This window comes from Desulfovibrio sp. ZJ746 (assembly GCF_011039155.1).
In the GTDB taxonomy this organism is placed as follows: domain Bacteria; phylum Desulfobacterota; class Desulfovibrionia; order Desulfovibrionales; family Desulfovibrionaceae; genus Desulfovibrio.
The window spans coordinates 64,850-81,616 of the sequence record NZ_JAAKEK010000004.1; the positions used below are offsets into that span (position 1 = coordinate 64,850).

The following is a 16,767-nucleotide window of genomic DNA, read 5'->3' on the forward strand; positions in this document are numbered from 1 at the left end:
CTGCGGGCGAAAAATTCAAGCCGTTTTCCCGGGCTTGCGGGCGTAGCCGCGCGGTGTGAGCATGTACGGGCCCGCCAGCCGGCTCTCGGAATTGCCGATGATGACGAGAGTCAGCATGTCGGCCCAGGCCGGGTCGGCTTCGGCGAGCGTGGTGAGCCTGACCTCCTGCCCGGGGCGATACGCCTTGCGCACCATGCCCACCGGGCAGGAGGCATCGCGCAGGCCCCGGGCCATGTCGAAAGCCATGCCGAGATAATCGGGCCGCCCGTGGGAGCGCGGATTGTAGAGCACACAGACGAAATCCGCCGCCAGCGCGGCGTGAAGCCGCGCCCGGATGCGGTCGAGCGGGGTGAGCAGGTCGCTCAGGCTGATGCAGGCGAAATCATGGGTCAGCGGCGCGCCGAGAAGGGCCGCGGCGGCGCACAGCGCCGGCACGCCGGGCACCACGCTGAAGGGCATAATCCCGAGCAGCCCGCGCTCTTCCAGTATCTCCAGCGCAAGGCCGGCCATGGCGTAGATGCCCGCGTCGCCGGAGCTGACAAGGGCGGTGGGAACCCCTCCGAGGGCCGCGTCCGCCGCGGCGGCGCAGCGCTCGCGCTCCTGGCGCATGCCCGAGCTGAGGAGCCGCTTGCCGGCAAGAAGCTCCTGCGGGAGCAGGTCGAGATAAAGCCTGTAGCCGACCACGCAGGATGCCGCCGTAAGCGCGGCCTGTGCCTCGGGGGTGAGCAGGCTCGCGTCCCCGGGGCCGATGCCCACGGCGGTGAGCGGCGCGGGAGCAGCGGGAGTTTTCGGCATCAATTTTCTCCTTGGCAAACAGCGACAGCCACGGTGACGCGGCCCTGAAAGACCGTCTTGGGCGCCAGCAGCACGGCGTTCGCGGCGGCCCGTGCTTCTTGCGCGGCCAGCAGGGCAGCCGCTTCGCAAACACTGAATGGGGGGAGGCCGAAGCGCAGCCCGGCGGCTTCCGACGGGTGCGGCACGGGCACAACCGCGAGCTCCGGCGCAGGGTACGCCAGCAGGCGCACGCCGAGGCGGCGGGCGGCTTCCACAAGGCCCGGCTCTCCCGCTTTTTCCTCCACCGTGGCGAGGCTTGCCAGGGCCGCCGCTTCCAGCCCGTGCTCCGCCAACGTCTCGCGCACGGCCCTCTCGATGCTCGCCGCGTCCACGCCCCGGCGGCAGCCCACGCCGGCGTGCAGCAAAGGCGCGGCCATGCGGAGCACGTCCGGGCGGGGGTGGATGAATTTCCAGTGGATATGCACGAGGGGGAGGGTTCCGCATGCCTTTTCGGCGCCGCGCAGGAAGCGCGGCTCCCGGGCCTCGGGGAGGCACGAAAGGGGGTCGCTCAAGGGCACGGGCTCGCCCTCCAGCAGGGCCGCGGCCACGCGCGGGAGCTTGTCCCAGTCGAGGATGCGCAAGGATGCGGCGCGGGCGAGCTCGTCCAGCGCCGGGGGGCTGCCGGGGTGGGCGTCAGAGGCCGTGGTGATGACAGGCTCCCCGCCGAGCAGGGCCGCCACATGCCGGGCAAGGCTGTTGCCGCCTCCCCAGTGTCCCGAGAGCAGGCTCACCGCATGGCGGCCGGCGGCGTCCAGCACCACCACGGGCGCGTCCTCGCTCTTGTGGCGCAAAAGCGGCGCCAGCGCCCGCACGGCGATGCCGGCCGCGCCGACGACGATATGGCCACGATACGTGCGAAAATCCCGCGCCAGCGCGTCGGCGAAGCGCGCGAAGGGAACGGCCGCCGCTTCCCCGTTCTCCCGGTCAGGGGCGCAGAGGCGCGCCGGCGCCAAGAGGCGGCAGTCGGCCACGCTGCCCCCTTCGGGCGCCCCCCAGGGCTGTTCCGCGAGGCGTGCCACGAGCCTATGCCCCGTGGCAAGGCCCTCCCGGCTGAGCGTCCAGCAGACGAGAGCGCAAAACGGCGCCTCAGCCCGCGTTTGGGGAAAACATCGCGGCCGCCGGCGCCGCAGCAAGAAACGCCGCACCGGACTCAGGCCGGGAATTTCACCGCCTTGGCCGCAGTGAGGGCGCGGTCGAAGTCGTCCTTGGTATGCGCGAAGGAGACCATGCCCGTCTCGAAGCCCGAGGGCGCGAGATAGATGCCCTGGGCCCGCATCTGCTTGTAAAATGCCGTAAAGAGCTTCTGGTCGCATTTCTTGGACTGCTCGAAGTTGGCCACCGGCGTCGCGCTGAAGAAGGGGCAGAACATGGAGGCGATGGTAGGCATCTGCACGGCGACACCCTTGGCGCGGAGGATGTCGGCGAGCTCTTTGGCGAAGGCCGCGGTGCGCTTTTCAAGGGCCGCGTAATCCTCGGTCTTGAGGCGGGTGAGGGTGGCGAGGCCCGCGGCCATGGCCAGCGGATTGCCCGAGAGCGTGCCCGCCTGGTAGACATCGCCCGCCGGGGCCACGCGCTCCATGTAGCGGCGCTTGCCGCCGAAGGCGCCCACCGGAAGGCCCCCGCCGATGATCTTGCCGAAGCAGGTGAGGTCGGGGTCGATGCCGAAGCGCGCCTGCGCCCCGCCATAGGCGAGGCGGAAGCCGGTGATCACCTCGTCGAAGATGAGCAGGCTTCGGTATTCCTCGGTGAGCTGCCGCAGGCCCTCGAGGAAGCCGGGCAGCGGCAGCACGAGGCCCATGTTGGCGGCCACGGGCTCCACGATGACGGCCGCGATGTGCTCGCCGTGCTTCTGGAAGCAGGCGGTGGCGGCCTCGAGGTCGTTGTAGGGCACGAGCAGGGTCTCTTCCACCACGGCCCTGGGCACGCCCGGCGTGCCCGGAATGGAGAGCGTGGCGACGCCCGAGCCCGCGGCGGCGAGGAAGGGGTCGGCGTGGCCGTGGTAGCAGCCGATGAACTTGACCACCTTGTCCCGGCCCGTGACCGCGCGCGCGAGGCGCAGGGCGCTCATGGTGGCTTCGGTGCCGGAATTGACCATGCGCACCATCTCGAGCCCGGGCATGGCCGCGACCACTTCTTGCGCGAGCTTCACCTCGTCCGGGCAGGGCGCGCCGAAGCTGGTGCCCCGGCCCACGGCCTCGCGAAGGGCGGCCGTCACGGAAGGCTCGTCATGGCCGAGGATCATGGGCCCCCAGGAGAGCACGAAATCCACATAGACCCGGCCGTCCACGTCCTTGAGGTGGGCGCCGTGGGCCTCGGCGATGAACAGGGGCAGGCTCTCCACATTGCGGCAGGCCCGGACAGGGCTGTTGACGCCGCCGGGGATGAGGGCGCAGGCCGCTTCGTAGAGTTCGCGCGAACGGTCGTCCATGAGGGCTCCTTGTGCTGGCGCCCGCTGCCGGCATGTGCCGGCATTCAGGCGAAATAGGTCATGGAAGTCTTTTTCAGTTCCTTGAGGCTGCGCAGGATGGCGTATTCCCGCAGGGGCCATGCGGCCAAAAGGTCGTCCACCACGCCGAGGCATTCGGCCTCGCTGCGGCCGTGGGCCATGGTGTAGAGGGTATAGGGCCAATCCGCGGCCGGGCTCGGGCGGTAATAGGCGTGGGAGACGCGCGGATGCTTGGCGGCGATGGGCCCGCAGGCGCGGGCCTCCTCCTCGCTGGCGATCCAGGCCACCATGGCGTTGTGCGTCCAGCCGGTGCGCTGGTGGCGGATGCTGGCGCCGAAGCGGCGGATGGCGCCGCTTTCCATAAGGCGCGTGAGCAGCGCGAGCACCTCTGCCTCGGTGAGCCCCGCCTGCGCGGCGATGTCCGCGTACGGGGTGAGCGAGTCGGGGATGTTCCCCTGCACGATGGCGAGCGCCGCGCGTTCGGCGGCGCTGAAGGCGGGCGGCATGGCGGCTCCGGGGCCTGGTGATTGCATTGCTTGCGAGAGGGGCATGTACGTCTGTACTGTATCTGTACTGCCGAAATTATCCGTCAAAAACAGCCTTTTTGCTGCTGGCTGCGTCAGAGAAAAATTTTCTCGGTCGAGTACTTAAGTACACTCCCGTCGAAAATTTTTATCTTCCTTGCCAGCAGCAAAAAATCTTATTTTTTAGGATTCTTCCGGCACCAGCACCCGTCTTTCGCTTCGCTCCAGACGGACGAAGGAAGCGCCGCTGACGGCAAGTATCCGCTCAACTGTCTCTAGCGCTTGAAGGAGCGCGCGAACAGGTCCTGGATGGCGATGCGGCCGTTGTCTTCGAGGAAGCGGGTGCCCGTGGCCGCGAAGTGGGGGTGCTCGATGACCGGGGCTTCCACTTCGGTCCAGACATCCTTGTCCCAGAAGAACCAGGCGCTGCGGGGCTGGTCGAAGACATGCAGGGGCTTGTTGCAGATCTTGGCGAATTCCGCGCCCCAGCCGGTGCCGCCCTTGACCGTGTTGTCGGGCTGGATGGCGCCCACCACGATGACCTCGTCACCGCTGCTCACCTGCCAGCAGATGGACTGGAGCACCTTGCGGAACAGCGGGGCGCGCGTGTATTCGCGGTTCATGAGCCGCGAGACATAGGTCAGGCTCACGTCCTTGAGGCCGAGCTCCTCCGAGGTGAGGACGCGCACGCCGCGAGTGCGGTCGATCTGGTGGCCTTCAAAACTGTAGTTGACTTCCTCGATGCCCCAGCTTTCGGCGAGCGCGCCGAAAAACTGTTCCGTACCGGCGGCGCCGCCGCTGTAGAGCACGCATTGCGAGGGATTGAGCATGGTCGACTCCTGAAAGTGGATGATGGCCCCGGCGGGCGGGTGCATCAGTATGGCAGAATTTGCGCCCCGGGGCAAGGCGGGGCGTGGCGCCGTGTCCGCGCCCTAGCCGCGGCCGGAGCGCTCCTCGGCGAAGGTGGCGCCGAAGCGGTCGATGCCCCAGGTGAGCGCCAGCACATAGAGCGCCGCGAACACGGCGAGCCCGGCGCAGAGATAGGGCGGCGCCGAGAGCGCAAGCCGCATGAGCAGCGTGCCGATGACAAAACCTGAATTGCGGAACACCGCGAAATAGCTTGGCATATAGCGCTGCGCGATGAGCACCATGGCGATGTCGGCGAAGATGAGCACGGTGTAGATGGTCTCGAAAAAGCCCGAGCCCCCCGGCGCCGGCCGCCCCCCGAGGAAGGCCCAGACATGCTCCGCGCCGATGGCGGCGAAGATGCCGAACAGGATAAGCGCCACGAGCTTTTTGCTGAGCACATAGCCCTCGCGGCGGCTGTCGTCCCGGATGTAGTTGCGCCCCTGCTGGAGGTGCCGGTACACGCCGAGGCAGAGGAACACCAAAAGCGCCGCCCCGGCCGAGGCCGCGATCTCGCCGATCTGGAAGAGGTTGCCCATGCCGATTTCCACGGGCTCGCCGAATTGCGGCAGCTCCTTGAAGGCGTTGCGCAACAGGATGAGGGTCAGGATCTCGAACTGCTTGCCCATGGAGCGCGAGAGCGAGGCCGGCAGCACGAAGATGAGGCTCAAAAGCTCCATGACGAGGATGAGGGTGAACGCGAGCTCGATGGACCAGAAGTGGCTGTAGGGCGGCGCGGGCAGCCATGTGGGGAAGAGGCCCTTGCGCCCGAGCTCCACCGCGCCCAGCGTGAGCAGGTAGATCCAGAGCAGGCCGAGGGCGAGGCGGCGCTGCGTGGCCGTGCCTTCCCAGAAGTGGTACAGCCGGTCATAGAGGCGGCAGAGCGAGGGGGCCAAGGTGCCGGGCATGAGGTCTCCGGGCATGGGCTAGATGTCGTCAGTCGGGAGCGCGGAGCGGCTGAGCCGCTCCCGCTTGCGCAATGCCGAAATTATCCGTTAAAAACAGCCTTGCTCCAGCCGTTGCGACGAAGGAAGCTACGGATGGAGACAGCAGTTGGCTAGCGCGTAAGCCAGTCAACGAAATCGCTGTCGCTATCCGTAAGCAGGCAGAGCCTGCTAACGGCTACCGCTTAGGTTCCGGCTGCGTCAGAAAAAAATTTCCTCGGTCGAGTACTTAAGTACACTCCCTTCGGAAATTATTTTTCTTCCTTGCCGGAACCTAAAAATCTTATTTTTTAGGATCCTTCCGGCACGAGCCCCCGTCTGTCGCTTCGCTCCAGACGGAATTAAGGAAGCGTCGCCGACTGCTAAAAGGAGCGGGCGGCTCGGGTTATTCTGGCGCAGGCGCACCATAGCGCGGGCCGCGCAAAAGTCAAAGGCCCGGGGCGTCAGGCGGCGGTCGCTGCGCCCTGCTCCTCTTGGGCCGCTCTCCTGGCCTGGCGCCGGGCCTCGAGGCAGGCGAGGAGGAAATATACCACGGCCAGCAGCAGGAGGTGCGCCATATAGGGCGCCGCCTCGGCCACGTCCGCGCCGCACTGCGAGGCGCGGATGATGCCGTAGGAGCCGGGCGTGCTCGGGAAGAGCCAGCCGAGGCACTGGAAAAAGAAGGGAATGTTCTGCGTGGGCCAGAGATTGCCGGAAATGAACACGCAGGGCAGCGCCGAAAGCACCACCGCCTGCATGACGAAGTGTGTTGGCCCGAGCAACAGCGAGAGCAGGCAGGCGAGCGAGCTCACGGCCAGCGAGAAGACCGCGCACATGCCGAGCGTGGCCGGGATATTCTGGAAGGAATTGATGCCCTGAAGATAAAAGACCGGCCCCTCGATGAACAGCGTCCAGAACAGGCAGAGAAAGAACACCGTCATCTGCACGGCGAACAGGCAGAGCGGCGAGTCAAGCGCCGCCGCGAGCACGGCCGGCCGCTCCGCGTTCATGTACCAGGCGTTGAACAGCATCCCCATGCCGGCGCACATGAGCGTCTGGAACACGATGACAAAGACGATGGGCACCGCGAAATTGAGATAGCCGGAAATGGTGTTGTACGCCGCCACGGTGACGAGCGCGGGCGCCTGCATCTCCATGCGCGCGAGCTCGGAGGCCGAGGCCCCCTGCTCCCGAAGCCACGCTGCGACGGCCCGGCTCGCCGCGGCCGCAAGCGGCCCGCTGGCCCCGGCCGTGGAGATGCGCCCGCCCACGAGGTAGGCGCCGTCGGCGGTGAGGGTCACGGCCGTGGGCACGGCTGCCGCCACGTCGCGCCCGAAATGGGGCGGGATCTCGAGGATGGCCGAGACCTCGGCGCGCTTCATGGCCAGGATGGCCTCCTGCCGGTTCTCCGTCACTTGCAGGATGTTGAGGTCGGGCGTGGCGCGAAATTCCATGACGAGCTGCCGGGAGAGCGGCGAGCCGTCGGCGTCCACGATGGCGCAGTGGATGTGGTCGGGCAGCTGCGCCATGTAGGGCCAGCAATAATAGGCGGCATAGAGCACAATGGCCGCCATGAAGAGCGGCGCGCAGGCCATGTTGGTGCAGCACTGGCGAAAGGCCGTGGCAAAGCAGCGTGCGGGCGTCATGGCCGGCCCGCCTCCTCGCTGGCGGCGAAACGTCCGTATTTGCGGCGGAAAAAGGGCAGCCCGATAATGATCGGCACCACGAAGAGCAAGGCCAGCGCGAGGAAGGTGGTGCCCAGCTCGTCGAGGCCGGCGCCCAGCGCCCAGACCTGCGACTGGCCGCGGATATACCATGTGAGCGGCAGAAAGTCGGCGTAAAAGCGCACGCCCGCGTCCATGGAGTCAAGCGGGATGGAAAAGCCGGAGAAGGGCAGCGCCGGCGCCGCGTAGCCCACGGAAATCACCAGCGCGAGCCGCCATGTGGGCGCAATGCCGGTGATGAGCACGCACATGGCGCCGATGGCCGCCACGGACGCGGCGCCGCAGAAGAACCAGGTGATGACCGAGCCCGCCGGCGCGAAGCCGCCGTAGCCGCTAAAGAGCGCGATATAGAAGAGGATGACGAGGCAGTAATAGACGAAGTGGGGCGTGAGCTTGCCCACGAGGGCGGCGCCGAAGCTGCCCCCGGCCGAGGCCAGCCACGCGGCCACGCTGCGGTTCCAGATCTCGCGCAGGATGGCTGTCATGAAGGCGAAGGTGGCGCCGATGATGATCAGCCCCGGGATAAGTGTGGAAGAGAGAAAGATGAGGAAGCTCGAGCCCATGTTGGCGAGCCGGTAAAAATCGGGGTGCACGAGGGAGAGGATGCGCCCGGCGCCAGTGGCGCCCGTGCCCGCCTGGAGGAGCTTTTGCGCCGTGCGCTCCTGCGCGAGGCCGTCCATGACCGCGGCCGTCTCGATGGCGAAGGTGCCCCCCACGGCATAGCGGTTTTCGTCGGTGTGGATGACAACGGTGCCCCCCGCGCCGGTGAGCGCGTCGCGCATGTAGCCGGCCGGGATAACGATGACCCCGTAGACCGCGCCCTGGCGCATGGCCGCGAGAGCCTCGATGCTGTTCCCGTAGCTTTCGAGCCCGAGAGCCCGGTTGGCGTCGAGCGCGCGGATGACCTCGCGCGAGGCGGAGCTCTTGTCCTCGTCCACCAGCGCCACGGGCACCTTGGTCATGATGCCCTGCCCGAGCAGGCCCCAGACGATGAGCATCCACACAAGGGGCATGATGTTGCAGAAGATCACTTCCCGGGCATTGCCGGCCCATTCCCGGCACTCCCTCGCAAGGGAGCCCATGACGCCGGCGAACCAGCGGCGCGGGGCGCTCATCGCTCCCTGTCCACCAGCACGGTCATGCCGGGCCTCAAGCCCTGGATCGTTTCCACGGGCCTCGCGCGCACCTCAAAGGTCTTCATGTCATAGCCCGAGTCCTCGCGGGTGCTGCGCCACGTGGCGTAGCTGGCGCGCGGGCTGATGTAGTAGACCTTGAAATCGATGCCGTCGCGCCCGATGGCCGGCACACGGGCCTTGAACACATGGCCCACGGTGATGCCGGGCAGGCTCTCCTCCCGGATGTTGAAGCTCGCCCACTGGTCGTCGAGGTTCACCACTGTGAGCACCGGGAAGCCCGCGCCCGCGAGCTCGCCCGCCACCAGCACCACCTTGTCCACCTCGCCGGCGTGCGGCGCCTTGAGTTCCACGTCGTCCGCCAGCGAGGCCACCTCGCTGACCACCGCCGCGGCCTCGCTGGTCTCGGCGCTGGCCGCCGCCTTCTCCTGCGGCCGCGAGCCGGCCCGCGCGAGGTCATAGACCTGTTTCGCGGCGGCCGCCTGGTCGGCGCTGGCGAGCATTTTGGCGCGGGCCTCGTCATGGCGCTCGCGCGAGACGAGCCCGTCCCGGAAGAGGGCCGCGATGCGGTCATAGGTCTTGCGGTCGAGGTCGGCGGCGGCCTGGGCGCGCTCCCATTCCGCGTGGGCGGCTTTCTTTTCCTGCGGGCGCAGGCCCTCGTCCACCATGCTCTGCTGCGCCTCGGCAGCGCGGTCGCGCGCCCTGGCCTCGGCGAGCTTGGCTTCTATCTCGGGCAGGTGCATGCGCGCCACCACCTGCCCGGCGCTTACGCTCTCGCCGGCCTCCACGAGCACTTCCTTCACGCGGCCCGGCACTTTCGAGGAGATGCTGATGGTGCGGCCTTCCATCTGGCCCTGGAAGGGGGGGAGCGGCGGAAAGGCCGCGCGCCACACGCCCCAGATGACGAAGACGCCCACGCAGCCCACCGTGGCGAGCAGCAGGATAAGGCCCAGCTTGCCGCCGAGCGCCTTGGCCGCGGCGTGCCCTTGTGTGTCGCTCATGCTCAGTTTTCCCGGATGATGTCGGTTGCCGTGCAGGCGTTCATGAAGTCCGGCATGTTGCCGGAAACGAGGTGCAGCAGGGCGTAATTGACCACGAACTGGAAGGCCGCCACCCGGCGCTCCACCTCGGCCGCGAGCAGCTGGTCGCGGGCCTGGGTCACGTCCAGCGCGGTGTACAGCCCCTCGCCGAAGCCCTCGCTCTTGAGTTTCAGGTTTTCCCGCGCCAGCGCCACGCCCGAGGCCGTGAGGGTATATTGCTCGCGCGCGTTCTGGGTGTTGATCCACGCCGTCTCCGTGGCCGTCCTCACCGCGTTCACGGCTTCGGCCTGGCCCGCGCGCGCCTCGCGCAGCGTGGCCCGGGCGCTCTTGTAGTCAGCCATGCGGTCGCGCGAGTCCCAGAGGGTGAGGTTCACGCCAAGGCCGGCCAGCCACTCCGGCCATGCGGCGGCTTGGTGCGGATGGGCGAAATAATACTGCCCGAAGGCCATGAGCTGCGGGAACCACGAGCTCCTGCTGGCGGCCACCCCTTGGCCGGCTTGCTGGACGCGCGCCTCCACGGCGGCGAGCTGCGGATTGTTCCTGAGGGCCTGTTCCACCCAGGTCTCCATGGGTGGAAGCCCCTTCTTGAGCACAAAGAGCGGCGTGGACAGGGTGCCGAGAGTGTCGGAGAGCAGCAGGCGCTGCAACTCGAGCTTGGCCGTGCGCACATGGTTGCGCGCCTTGAGCTGTTCGCGCTCGGCGGCGTCGCGCGCCACCTTGACGCTCATCACCTCCACATGGCTCACCATGCCCTCTTTCTCGAATTTGCGGGCGCGGGCGAGCTCGCGATCCTCCTCGGCGAGGGTGGCCTCGCGCAATTTCTGGAGGGAGAGCGCGAGCTGGAGGCCGAAATACTTGGCCACCAGCTCGGCGTCGAGCTGATTGGCCTGGTCACGGTGCTGCGCTTTGGCCTCCTCCGCGCCGTACTTGGCGGCTTTTTGCGCCGCGCCGATCTTGCCGCCGGTGAAGATGGGCATGGTGCCGGTGACGGCCGCGCGCGGGCCGCTGAAATTGTAGGTGTCTTCGATGTCGAGGGGCATGGAGCCGAGCGGCGTGGAGACCGAGCGGTCAACGTCCACCTTGGCCTCGCCCCACATTTCCACGGCGCCCACGCCGATGGTCGGGCCGTGCAGCCACTTGAGCGAATCCGCTGCCCGCTCCTTGCTCTCCACATTGGCCGCCGAGGCCTTGAGGGCATTGCTCCGCTCCTGCAACTGTTCGCGGGCGCGGCTGAAGCTCAGGTCAGCCGCGGCCGTGGGGGCGGGAAGGATGGTGAGGAGCCCCGCGAGCAGGAGGAGCGGGAGCGCAGCAGCCCCGGGGAGCCGGTGCTTGCCATGTGTGCCGGCAGATTTAGCGTGTGTGGTGTTTCGCATAAACACCCCTTGGAAGTGGCCCGCGCGGACGGGACGGGATAGGGCGGGCCTGCGCCGCGCTCTGGAAATTCTCTGGAAACGGTCTCGGGTATTTTTATAGGGCGCGAAAGAGAAGTCAAGAAGGCCCGGGGCGGGAGTGGGCGGCGGCGTTTCGGGCTGCCGTCGGGCCGGGCGTGACCTTCCCGGCCCCGTGCCGGGCGCAATGAAAAACGAAGGCCCCGGCAATGCCGGGGCCTTGTGAAACAGGCGCTGTGCCGAAAACCTAGAAGCCGAAGCCGTCGGCATTGGCCCCGGAGGTGCCGAAGCCGAATTCCTCGGGCACGCTCGAGGCGGCCTCCTCCTGCACTTCGGCCACGGCCTCGCCGCCGGTGCCGGCAGCGGCGGCAGCGCCGCCCACCACCATGCCCTTGAGGCCGTCCTTGATGGCGTCCTTGATGGTCTGCATGAGCTCGTCGTGGTTCACGGCCACCTTGCCCTGGAACTCGGAGACCTGGCGGGTGAGGCCGCCCACCTCGGTCTTCATGGCCTTGAGCTTGCCCTCGAGCTCGTCGCACTTTTTCTGCACGGCCTCTGCACGGGCCTCGAAGGGCGTAAGCTCGCGCACGCGGGCCTCGAGCTTCGCCACGGCCTCGCTCTGGCGGGTGGCCGCGGCATTGGCCTCGGCCATGGCGTCCAGAGCCTCGCCGGCCAGCGCCTTGGTGCGGCCGTCCATGGGCGTGAGCGACACATTGTCGCCGAGCGCCTTGCGCCACTTGGCCACAAAGGCGTTCCAGTCCTGGCCTTCGGCCCAGTCCATGTCCATGAATTTCGGGTACCAGCGCGCGAGCCACGCGGCCGCGAAGGGCCCCACGGCGGCGGCGCAGGCCGCGCAGGTGACGGAGCGGCCGGTGATGAAGCCGGCGAGCTCCTGCACGTTCACGTCCTTCTTGCCCGTCACGAGGGCGAGAACAGTTTCCAGCGGAAAGACTTTGCGATCATCAGCCATGGCGGCTTCCTCCTCGAAGATCGGTACTGCGTTGGTGTGTGCCCGTGCCGTGGCTGCGGGTCAGCTTCTTCCGTACATCCGCACATAGACCATGGCCGCCACCCGGTACACGAAGTGCCCGAGCTTGGACCACGGCGCATAGGCGAAGAGCATCCAGACAAAGACCAGATGCAGGTAGTAGACGATGAAGGCGGAGTGGATGCAATCCATGAGCCGGAACACCTGCGAGAACATGCCGGTCACGGCCACCAGCCAGATGATGCCGAGCAGGTACCAGTCATAATAACTGGAGGACTGGTATTTCGGGTTCAGCCGCGCGCGCCGCCAGGTGAGCAGGGCCAGCGCCACGAGCAGCAGGATGGCCCCGATATTGGCGAGCACCTTCACCGGGAAGGTGAGCGGCATGGGCGTCTCGATGAGGATGCAGGGCAGCACCTTGCCGCCCCAGTGCCCGATGGCCACGATGGTGGTGACCAGCGCCAGGATGGCGAAGCTCCACACGAGCATGGTGTGCGACACGCGGCGGCTCTCCTGCGGGACGCCGGTGGCCGGGCCGTCCGCGCAATCGTCGAACTTGCGGCCCGTGACGACCTCCTCGAAGAGCACCTGCCAGAGGATCTTGAGCCAGCACTGTTTCGGCCCCAGCACGAGCAGGCTCCCCCTGGGCTTGAACATCCGCCACAGGCGCATGCAGCCCCAGGCGAGGATGGCGAGCGCCCCGAAGAAGGTGAGCATGAAGATGGGGTCGATGGTGTAGTCGCCATAGAAGACCTGGCCGAACACGATGCGGCCGTCGGCCGCCCGCGGGAACCAGTTGCCGTCGTTGAAGCCCGCGCGGATCCACCAGACGATGAGCCAGAGCAAAGCCGGGATGCCGAAGAGCCAGGGCAGCCCCTTGCGGGAGCTCATCCACTTGCCCACGATGGCCGGGGGCGTCAGGTCGCGGTAGATCATGTTGCGGGCCGCGGACATCATTTCCGCGGGCTTGGCGCCGCGCGGGCAGAGGTCGGAGCAGTTGCCGCAATTGTGGCAGAGCCAGAGGTCAACGTCGGCCGCGAGCTTTTCCTTGAGGCCCCACGAAGCCCAGACCATTTCCTTGCGCGGATAGGGCGCCACCTCCGGCGAGAGCGGGCAGGCCACCGAGCAGGTGGCGCACTGGAAGCACTTTTTGAGGTCGCTACCCCCTGCTTCCATGAGCTCCCGCGTGAAGGCGGGATCGGTGTGCAGCGTCATTTGCGCCATGAGACCTTCCTCCTACATGCCCTTGAACGGGTTGGGGCCAAGGGCCGTGATGCGGGCGACAAAGCCGTCGATGAGGTCCGGCACCCTGTCATATTCGTCGATGGCCACCTCGAGCTGGTCCACGCGCTCCGGCTCCACGCCGAGGCGGCTCAGGGTCTCGGCGATGTTGTCGCGCCTGCGGGCGCAGATCTCCGAACCCTTGATGAAGTGGCACTGGTAGTCGTCGCCATACTTGCAGCCGAGCAGCAAAACGCCGTCAAAGCCCTTGCTCATGGCGTCCGACACCCAGATGGCGTTGACGGAGCCAAGGCAGCGCACCGGGATGACCCGGCAGTAGGGGCTCCAGCTTTTGCCGCGCAGGCCCGCCATGTCGAGCGCCGGGTAGGCGTCGTTCTCGCAGGCGAGGATGAGGATGCGCGGGCCTTCCTTCTTGAAGTCCTTGGGAACCTGCACCTCGCGGATCATGGAGCCGATCTGGTCGATGCTGTAATTGGCGAAGGAGATGACGCGCTCCGGGCAGGCGCCGAAACAGGTGCCGCAGCGGCGGCAGCGCGCCGGGTTGGGCTTCGGCGTGCCCTTCTCGTCGTCGTCGAGCGCGCCGAAGGGGCATTCCTCGGTGCAGCGCTTGCACTGGGTGCAGCGCACGAAGTTGAACAGCGGGTGCGAGGTGTCGCCCGAGCGGGGGAGCACAGCCACGCCGTGTTCCGCGGCCTCGATGCACTGGATGGCCTTGAGCACCGCGCCGCAGGCGTCCTCGGCGCAGGCGTCCAGCGTCATGGGCTGGCGCACGCAGCCGGCGGCGTAGACGCCGGTGCGCCGGGTCTCGTAGGGGAAGCAGATGTAGTTGGAGTCGGCGAAGCCGTCGAAGAGGTCGAGATCCGGGAAGTCCGGGCCCTGGCGGTAATCGAAGTTGACCGTGAGGTCTTTGGCCGTGGTGGGCACGAGGCCGCAGGGCAGCACCACGAGGTCCACCTCGAGGTCGAAGTCCATGCCGAGCAGGGTGTTGGCGCAGGAGACCACAACGCGGTCGCCCAAGTCTTTCACGCTGGTCACGTCGGCCTTGGTCATCATGAGCCCAAGCCTGTCCTGCATCTTCTTGTAGAAGCGCTCGAGGATGCCGGGGATGGCCATGTTCTTGTAGATGACGAAGGCCTGCACCGCGTCGTTCGTCTTGTCGCAGATGATGTTGGCCTGGCGCAGCATGCCCACGCTGTTCACGGCGTTGGAATACTGGAGGTGGCGGATGCTCGTGAGGTCTTCCTTGACGTAGGGCGCGTCCATGTTTTCGCCGTCGCTCTCCACGTTCTGGCCTTCGTCTTCCTTGAGGGCGTCGGCGGCCTCGTAGACGCCGCCGTCCCCGGCCTCGCGGGCGAGCGCACCAGCGCCGAAGGCCCGCTCGGCGAGGGTGGTGTCGAGCACGAAGGCGATGCGCCTGGCCGTGACCTTGCCCTCCACGAGCATTTTGGCGAACTGGCCGGCATGCACCACCGAAGGGCTGCCATAGCCCATGGGCTCGAGATACTTGCCGTCCAGCGGCGTCCAGCCCGTGGCGAGCACCACGGCGCCCACCTCCACCGTGACCGGGCCTTGCGGCGTGGCGATTTCGGCCTTGAATTCGCCGGGCTGGCCCTCGAGTTTGGTCACCGTGGCCTCGAGATGGCGGGTGATCCTGGGCTCGGACTCAAGGCGCGCGATGCGCTCCGCGAGCTCCAGCGGCTCCTTGTCCGTCCACGGGGAGGCGAGCGGCGAGGAGACCGGGATATTGTTGGCCGCGCCGCCGAGCTTGTCGGACTTTTCCACAAGCACGACCTCATAGCCCGAGGCCGCGGCCTCCATGGCCGCGTGCATGCCCGTCCAGCCGCCGCCGATGACGAGGATGCGGCGCGTGCCCGGGCCTGTGGCGGGCTCGGGCGTCTCGGTCTTGGAAAGGCGCACCATGCCCATGTTCACATAGTCGGTGGCCATGAGGCGCAGAAGCTCGGGCGCGTCGCCGGGGGGCAGCCCCAGCACGGACGCGCCGTCCGGGTCGCGGTAGGCGAGCACGCACTGCTCGCGCAGGTTGACGTGCTCCACCTGCACGGGCGTGCCGTCATGGGGCGCGAAGCGGTAGAGGTCCGCGTCGACGCGCGGCGAGGCGCCGCAGAGCAGCAGCCCGTCCAGGCCCTCGGCCGCGATGTCGGCCTTTATCCCGTCCACGGCCTCCGCGAGCACGGGCACGACCTTGACCACGGCCGCGAGCGAGCCCCACTTGTCGCGCACGCCCTGGGCCAGGGCCTCCGCGTCCAGGCCGCCGCCGATGTTGGACTGATCAAAATAGACGCCAATCTTGCCGGCCATGCCGCCTACCTCCCTTTCACCGTTTGCACCGCCTTCAGGGCGGCGGCTGTGCCGGACTGGGCCGAGCGCGTCACGTCAAGCGGCATGCGCGCGCAGCCGCAGGCAAAGATGCCCGCCTCCTCCCCGCCGGCCACGAAGCCGTCCTCGTCCAGCGGGAGCGGCAGGGGAAGCTCCTTGCCGGCGAGAGAGGGCTGCATGCCCGTGGCCAGGACGGCGAGGTCGAAATCAAGGGCGAGCTTTTCGCCGCGCACGGCGTCCTCGGCGATGAGGCGCACGCGGTCGCCCTCGATGGCCTGGGCTTCCGCCACCTTGCCCTTGATGAAGGTCACATTGGGGAGCGCCTGCACCTTCTCCAGCACCTTCACATAGCGGCCGGGCGCGCGCAGGTCGATGTAGAACACCGTGACCTTCGTCTGCGGCGCCTGCTCGGCGAGGTAGAGGCACTGCTTGAAGGTGGCCATGCAGCAGATATAGGAGCAGTAGTTCAGATGGTTCTGGTCGCGTGAGCCCGCGCACTGCACGAAGCCCACCGAGAGCGGCTGCCGGCCGTCGGACGGGCGCACGATCTTGCCGCCCGTGGGCCCGAAGGAAGAGGCCAGGCGCTCCATCTGCATGTTGCTCACGCAGTTCACGATGTCGCCGCCGCCGAGGTTGACGAGATGCTCCATGCCGTAGGGCTGCCAGCCGGTGGCCACCACGATGGCGCCCACGGAAAGCTCGATCTCGCGCGGGCCCTCGTTGATCTCAAGGAAGCGGTTGCCGGCCACGCGCGCGGCGTCCGCGCGGGTGAGGGTGTCCGGGTCGAGCACCCAGCGGGCCGGGAAGGCGAAGGGCATGGCCTTGTAGAGCGCCTTGCGCGAGGAAAGGCCGAAGTTGAACTCGCTCTTCGTCTCGCCGTCGAGGGTCTGGGCGAGCAGGCTGAAGTCCACGTTATGCGGGGCCGTGTGCCTGGGCTGAAGGCGCACTTTTGCGGTATAGTCGCCCTTCCTGCCGGAGAGGCCCACCACTTCGGCGAGCGTCAGGCAGGTGATGCGCGGGTTCTTCCTGATGCGCTGGAACTGGATCTCCAGACCGCAGGAGGGCGGGCAGAGTTTGGGGAAATACTTGCTGAGCTGGGCCACCCGGCCGCCGAGCCAGGGCGATTTTTCCACGAGATACACTTCGTGGCCCAGTTCCGCCGCTTCGAGGGCGGCGGTGAGGCCCGAAAAGCCCCCGCCCACGACGAGAATGGCGTTGGACATCCTGGAGATCCTCCTGCGTTGCGCGGCGCACGGCTTGCGGCTTGGCCGCGGAAACTGCC

Annotated in this window: 14 protein-coding genes; all 14 read right to left on the reverse strand. The window is 67.6% G+C overall.

Translation table 11 applies throughout. The features are described from left to right. Nucleotides 1–15: 15 nt before the first annotated feature. Nucleotides 16–795 (reverse strand): precorrin-3B C(17)-methyltransferase, encoded by a 780-nt coding sequence (gene cobJ, locus G7Y54_RS07695; protein WP_165078743.1) that lies wholly within the window; start codon nt 793–795, stop codon nt 16–18. Then, a complete protein-coding gene (locus G7Y54_RS07700; RefSeq protein ID WP_241159415.1) occupies nt 795–1,853 on the reverse strand; it encodes a cobalamin biosynthesis protein in 1,059 nt (352 codons plus the stop codon). The genes cobJ and G7Y54_RS07700 overlap by 1 nt, the downstream gene beginning before the upstream one ends. A 131-nt stretch (nt 1,854–1,984) precedes the next feature. After that, nucleotides 1,985–3,262: a glutamate-1-semialdehyde 2,1-aminomutase gene (gene hemL, locus G7Y54_RS07705; protein ID WP_165078744.1), complete on the reverse strand. Its 1,278-nt coding sequence runs from the start codon at nt 3,260–3,262 to the stop codon at nt 1,985–1,987. A 44-nt stretch (nt 3,263–3,306) separates the two neighbouring features. Beyond that, complete coding sequence (locus G7Y54_RS07710; protein WP_165078745.1) at nt 3,307–3,786, reverse strand: Lrp/AsnC family transcriptional regulator; 480 nt, start codon at nt 3,784–3,786, stop codon at nt 3,307–3,309. Between the two features lie 293 nt (nt 3,787–4,079). Then, the gene (locus G7Y54_RS07715; protein ID WP_165078746.1) at nt 4,080–4,634 is read right to left on the reverse strand and encodes a hypothetical protein; all 555 of its coding nucleotides are present in this window, start codon (nt 4,632–4,634) and stop codon (nt 4,080–4,082) included. 102 nt (nt 4,635–4,736) lie between these two features. Next, the gene (locus G7Y54_RS07720; protein ID WP_165078747.1) at nt 4,737–5,618 is read right to left on the reverse strand and encodes a hypothetical protein; all 882 of its coding nucleotides are present in this window, start codon (nt 5,616–5,618) and stop codon (nt 4,737–4,739) included. 479 nt (nt 5,619–6,097) lie between these two features. Further along, complete coding sequence (locus tag G7Y54_RS07725; protein WP_165078748.1) at nt 6,098–7,279, reverse strand: ABC transporter permease; 1,182 nt, start codon at nt 7,277–7,279, stop codon at nt 6,098–6,100. Continuing rightward, a complete protein-coding gene (locus G7Y54_RS07730; protein WP_165078749.1) occupies nt 7,276–8,472 on the reverse strand; it encodes an ABC transporter permease in 1,197 nt (398 codons plus the stop codon). The genes G7Y54_RS07725 and G7Y54_RS07730 overlap by 4 nt, the downstream gene beginning before the upstream one ends. Beyond that, nucleotides 8,469–9,491, reverse strand: coding sequence for an efflux RND transporter periplasmic adaptor subunit (locus G7Y54_RS07735; protein WP_165078750.1), 1,023 nt, complete (start codon nt 9,489–9,491; stop codon nt 8,469–8,471). The genes G7Y54_RS07730 and G7Y54_RS07735 overlap by 4 nt, the downstream gene beginning before the upstream one ends. 2 nt (nt 9,492–9,493) lie before the next feature. Further along, nucleotides 9,494–10,903, reverse strand: coding sequence for a TolC family protein (locus tag G7Y54_RS07740; RefSeq protein ID WP_165078751.1), 1,410 nt, complete (start codon nt 10,901–10,903; stop codon nt 9,494–9,496). A 262-nt stretch (nt 10,904–11,165) separates the two neighbouring features. Next, nucleotides 11,166–11,888, reverse strand: coding sequence for a hypothetical protein (locus tag G7Y54_RS07745; protein WP_165078752.1), 723 nt, complete (start codon nt 11,886–11,888; stop codon nt 11,166–11,168). A 60-nt stretch (nt 11,889–11,948) separates the two neighbouring features. Then, a complete protein-coding gene (gene qmoC, locus G7Y54_RS07750) occupies nt 11,949–13,130 on the reverse strand; it encodes a quinone-interacting membrane-bound oxidoreductase complex subunit QmoC (protein ID WP_165078753.1) in 1,182 nt (393 codons plus the stop codon). Between the two features lie 12 nt (nt 13,131–13,142). After that, nucleotides 13,143–15,467: a hydrogenase iron-sulfur subunit gene (locus G7Y54_RS07755; RefSeq protein WP_165078754.1), complete on the reverse strand. Its 2,325-nt coding sequence runs from the start codon at nt 15,465–15,467 to the stop codon at nt 13,143–13,145. Nucleotides 15,468–15,472: 5 nt separating this feature from the next. Continuing rightward, nucleotides 15,473–16,708: an FAD-dependent oxidoreductase gene (locus G7Y54_RS07760; protein ID WP_165078755.1), complete on the reverse strand. Its 1,236-nt coding sequence runs from the start codon at nt 16,706–16,708 to the stop codon at nt 15,473–15,475. Nucleotides 16,709–16,767: the final 59 nt, after the last annotated feature.

What these genes read in the sequence shown, in the direction of transcription:
- G7Y54_RS07760 (WP_165078755.1), bottom strand. Translation starts at nt 16,708, where the DNA reads ATGTCCAACGCCATTCTCGTCGTGGGCGGGGGCTTTTCGGGCCTCACC.
- G7Y54_RS07735 (WP_165078750.1), bottom strand. Translation starts at nt 9,491, where the DNA reads ATGAGCGACACACAAGGGCACGCCGCGGCCAAGGCGCTCGGCGGCAAG.
- cobJ (WP_165078743.1), bottom strand. Translation starts at nt 795, where the DNA reads ATGCCGAAAACTCCCGCTGCTCCCGCGCCGCTCACCGCCGTGGGCATC.
- G7Y54_RS07710 (WP_165078745.1), bottom strand. Translation starts at nt 3,786, where the DNA reads ATGCCGCCCGCCTTCAGCGCCGCCGAACGCGCGGCGCTCGCCATCGTG.
- G7Y54_RS07755 (WP_165078754.1), bottom strand. Translation starts at nt 15,467, where the DNA reads ATGGCCGGCAAGATTGGCGTCTATTTTGATCAGTCCAACATCGGCGGC.
- G7Y54_RS07725 (WP_165078748.1), bottom strand. Translation starts at nt 7,279, where the DNA reads ATGACGCCCGCACGCTGCTTTGCCACGGCCTTTCGCCAGTGCTGCACC.
- G7Y54_RS07745 (WP_165078752.1), bottom strand. Translation starts at nt 11,888, where the DNA reads ATGGCTGATGATCGCAAAGTCTTTCCGCTGGAAACTGTTCTCGCCCTC.
- G7Y54_RS07740 (WP_165078751.1), bottom strand. Translation starts at nt 10,903, where the DNA reads ATGCGAAACACCACACACGCTAAATCTGCCGGCACACATGGCAAGCAC.
- G7Y54_RS07715 (WP_165078746.1), bottom strand. Translation starts at nt 4,634, where the DNA reads ATGCTCAATCCCTCGCAATGCGTGCTCTACAGCGGCGGCGCCGCCGGT.
- hemL (WP_165078744.1), bottom strand. Translation starts at nt 3,262, where the DNA reads ATGGACGACCGTTCGCGCGAACTCTACGAAGCGGCCTGCGCCCTCATC.
- qmoC (WP_165078753.1), bottom strand. Translation starts at nt 13,130, where the DNA reads ATGGCGCAAATGACGCTGCACACCGATCCCGCCTTCACGCGGGAGCTC.
- G7Y54_RS07730 (WP_165078749.1), bottom strand. Translation starts at nt 8,472, where the DNA reads ATGAGCGCCCCGCGCCGCTGGTTCGCCGGCGTCATGGGCTCCCTTGCG.
- G7Y54_RS07720 (WP_165078747.1), bottom strand. Translation starts at nt 5,618, where the DNA reads ATGCCCGGCACCTTGGCCCCCTCGCTCTGCCGCCTCTATGACCGGCTG.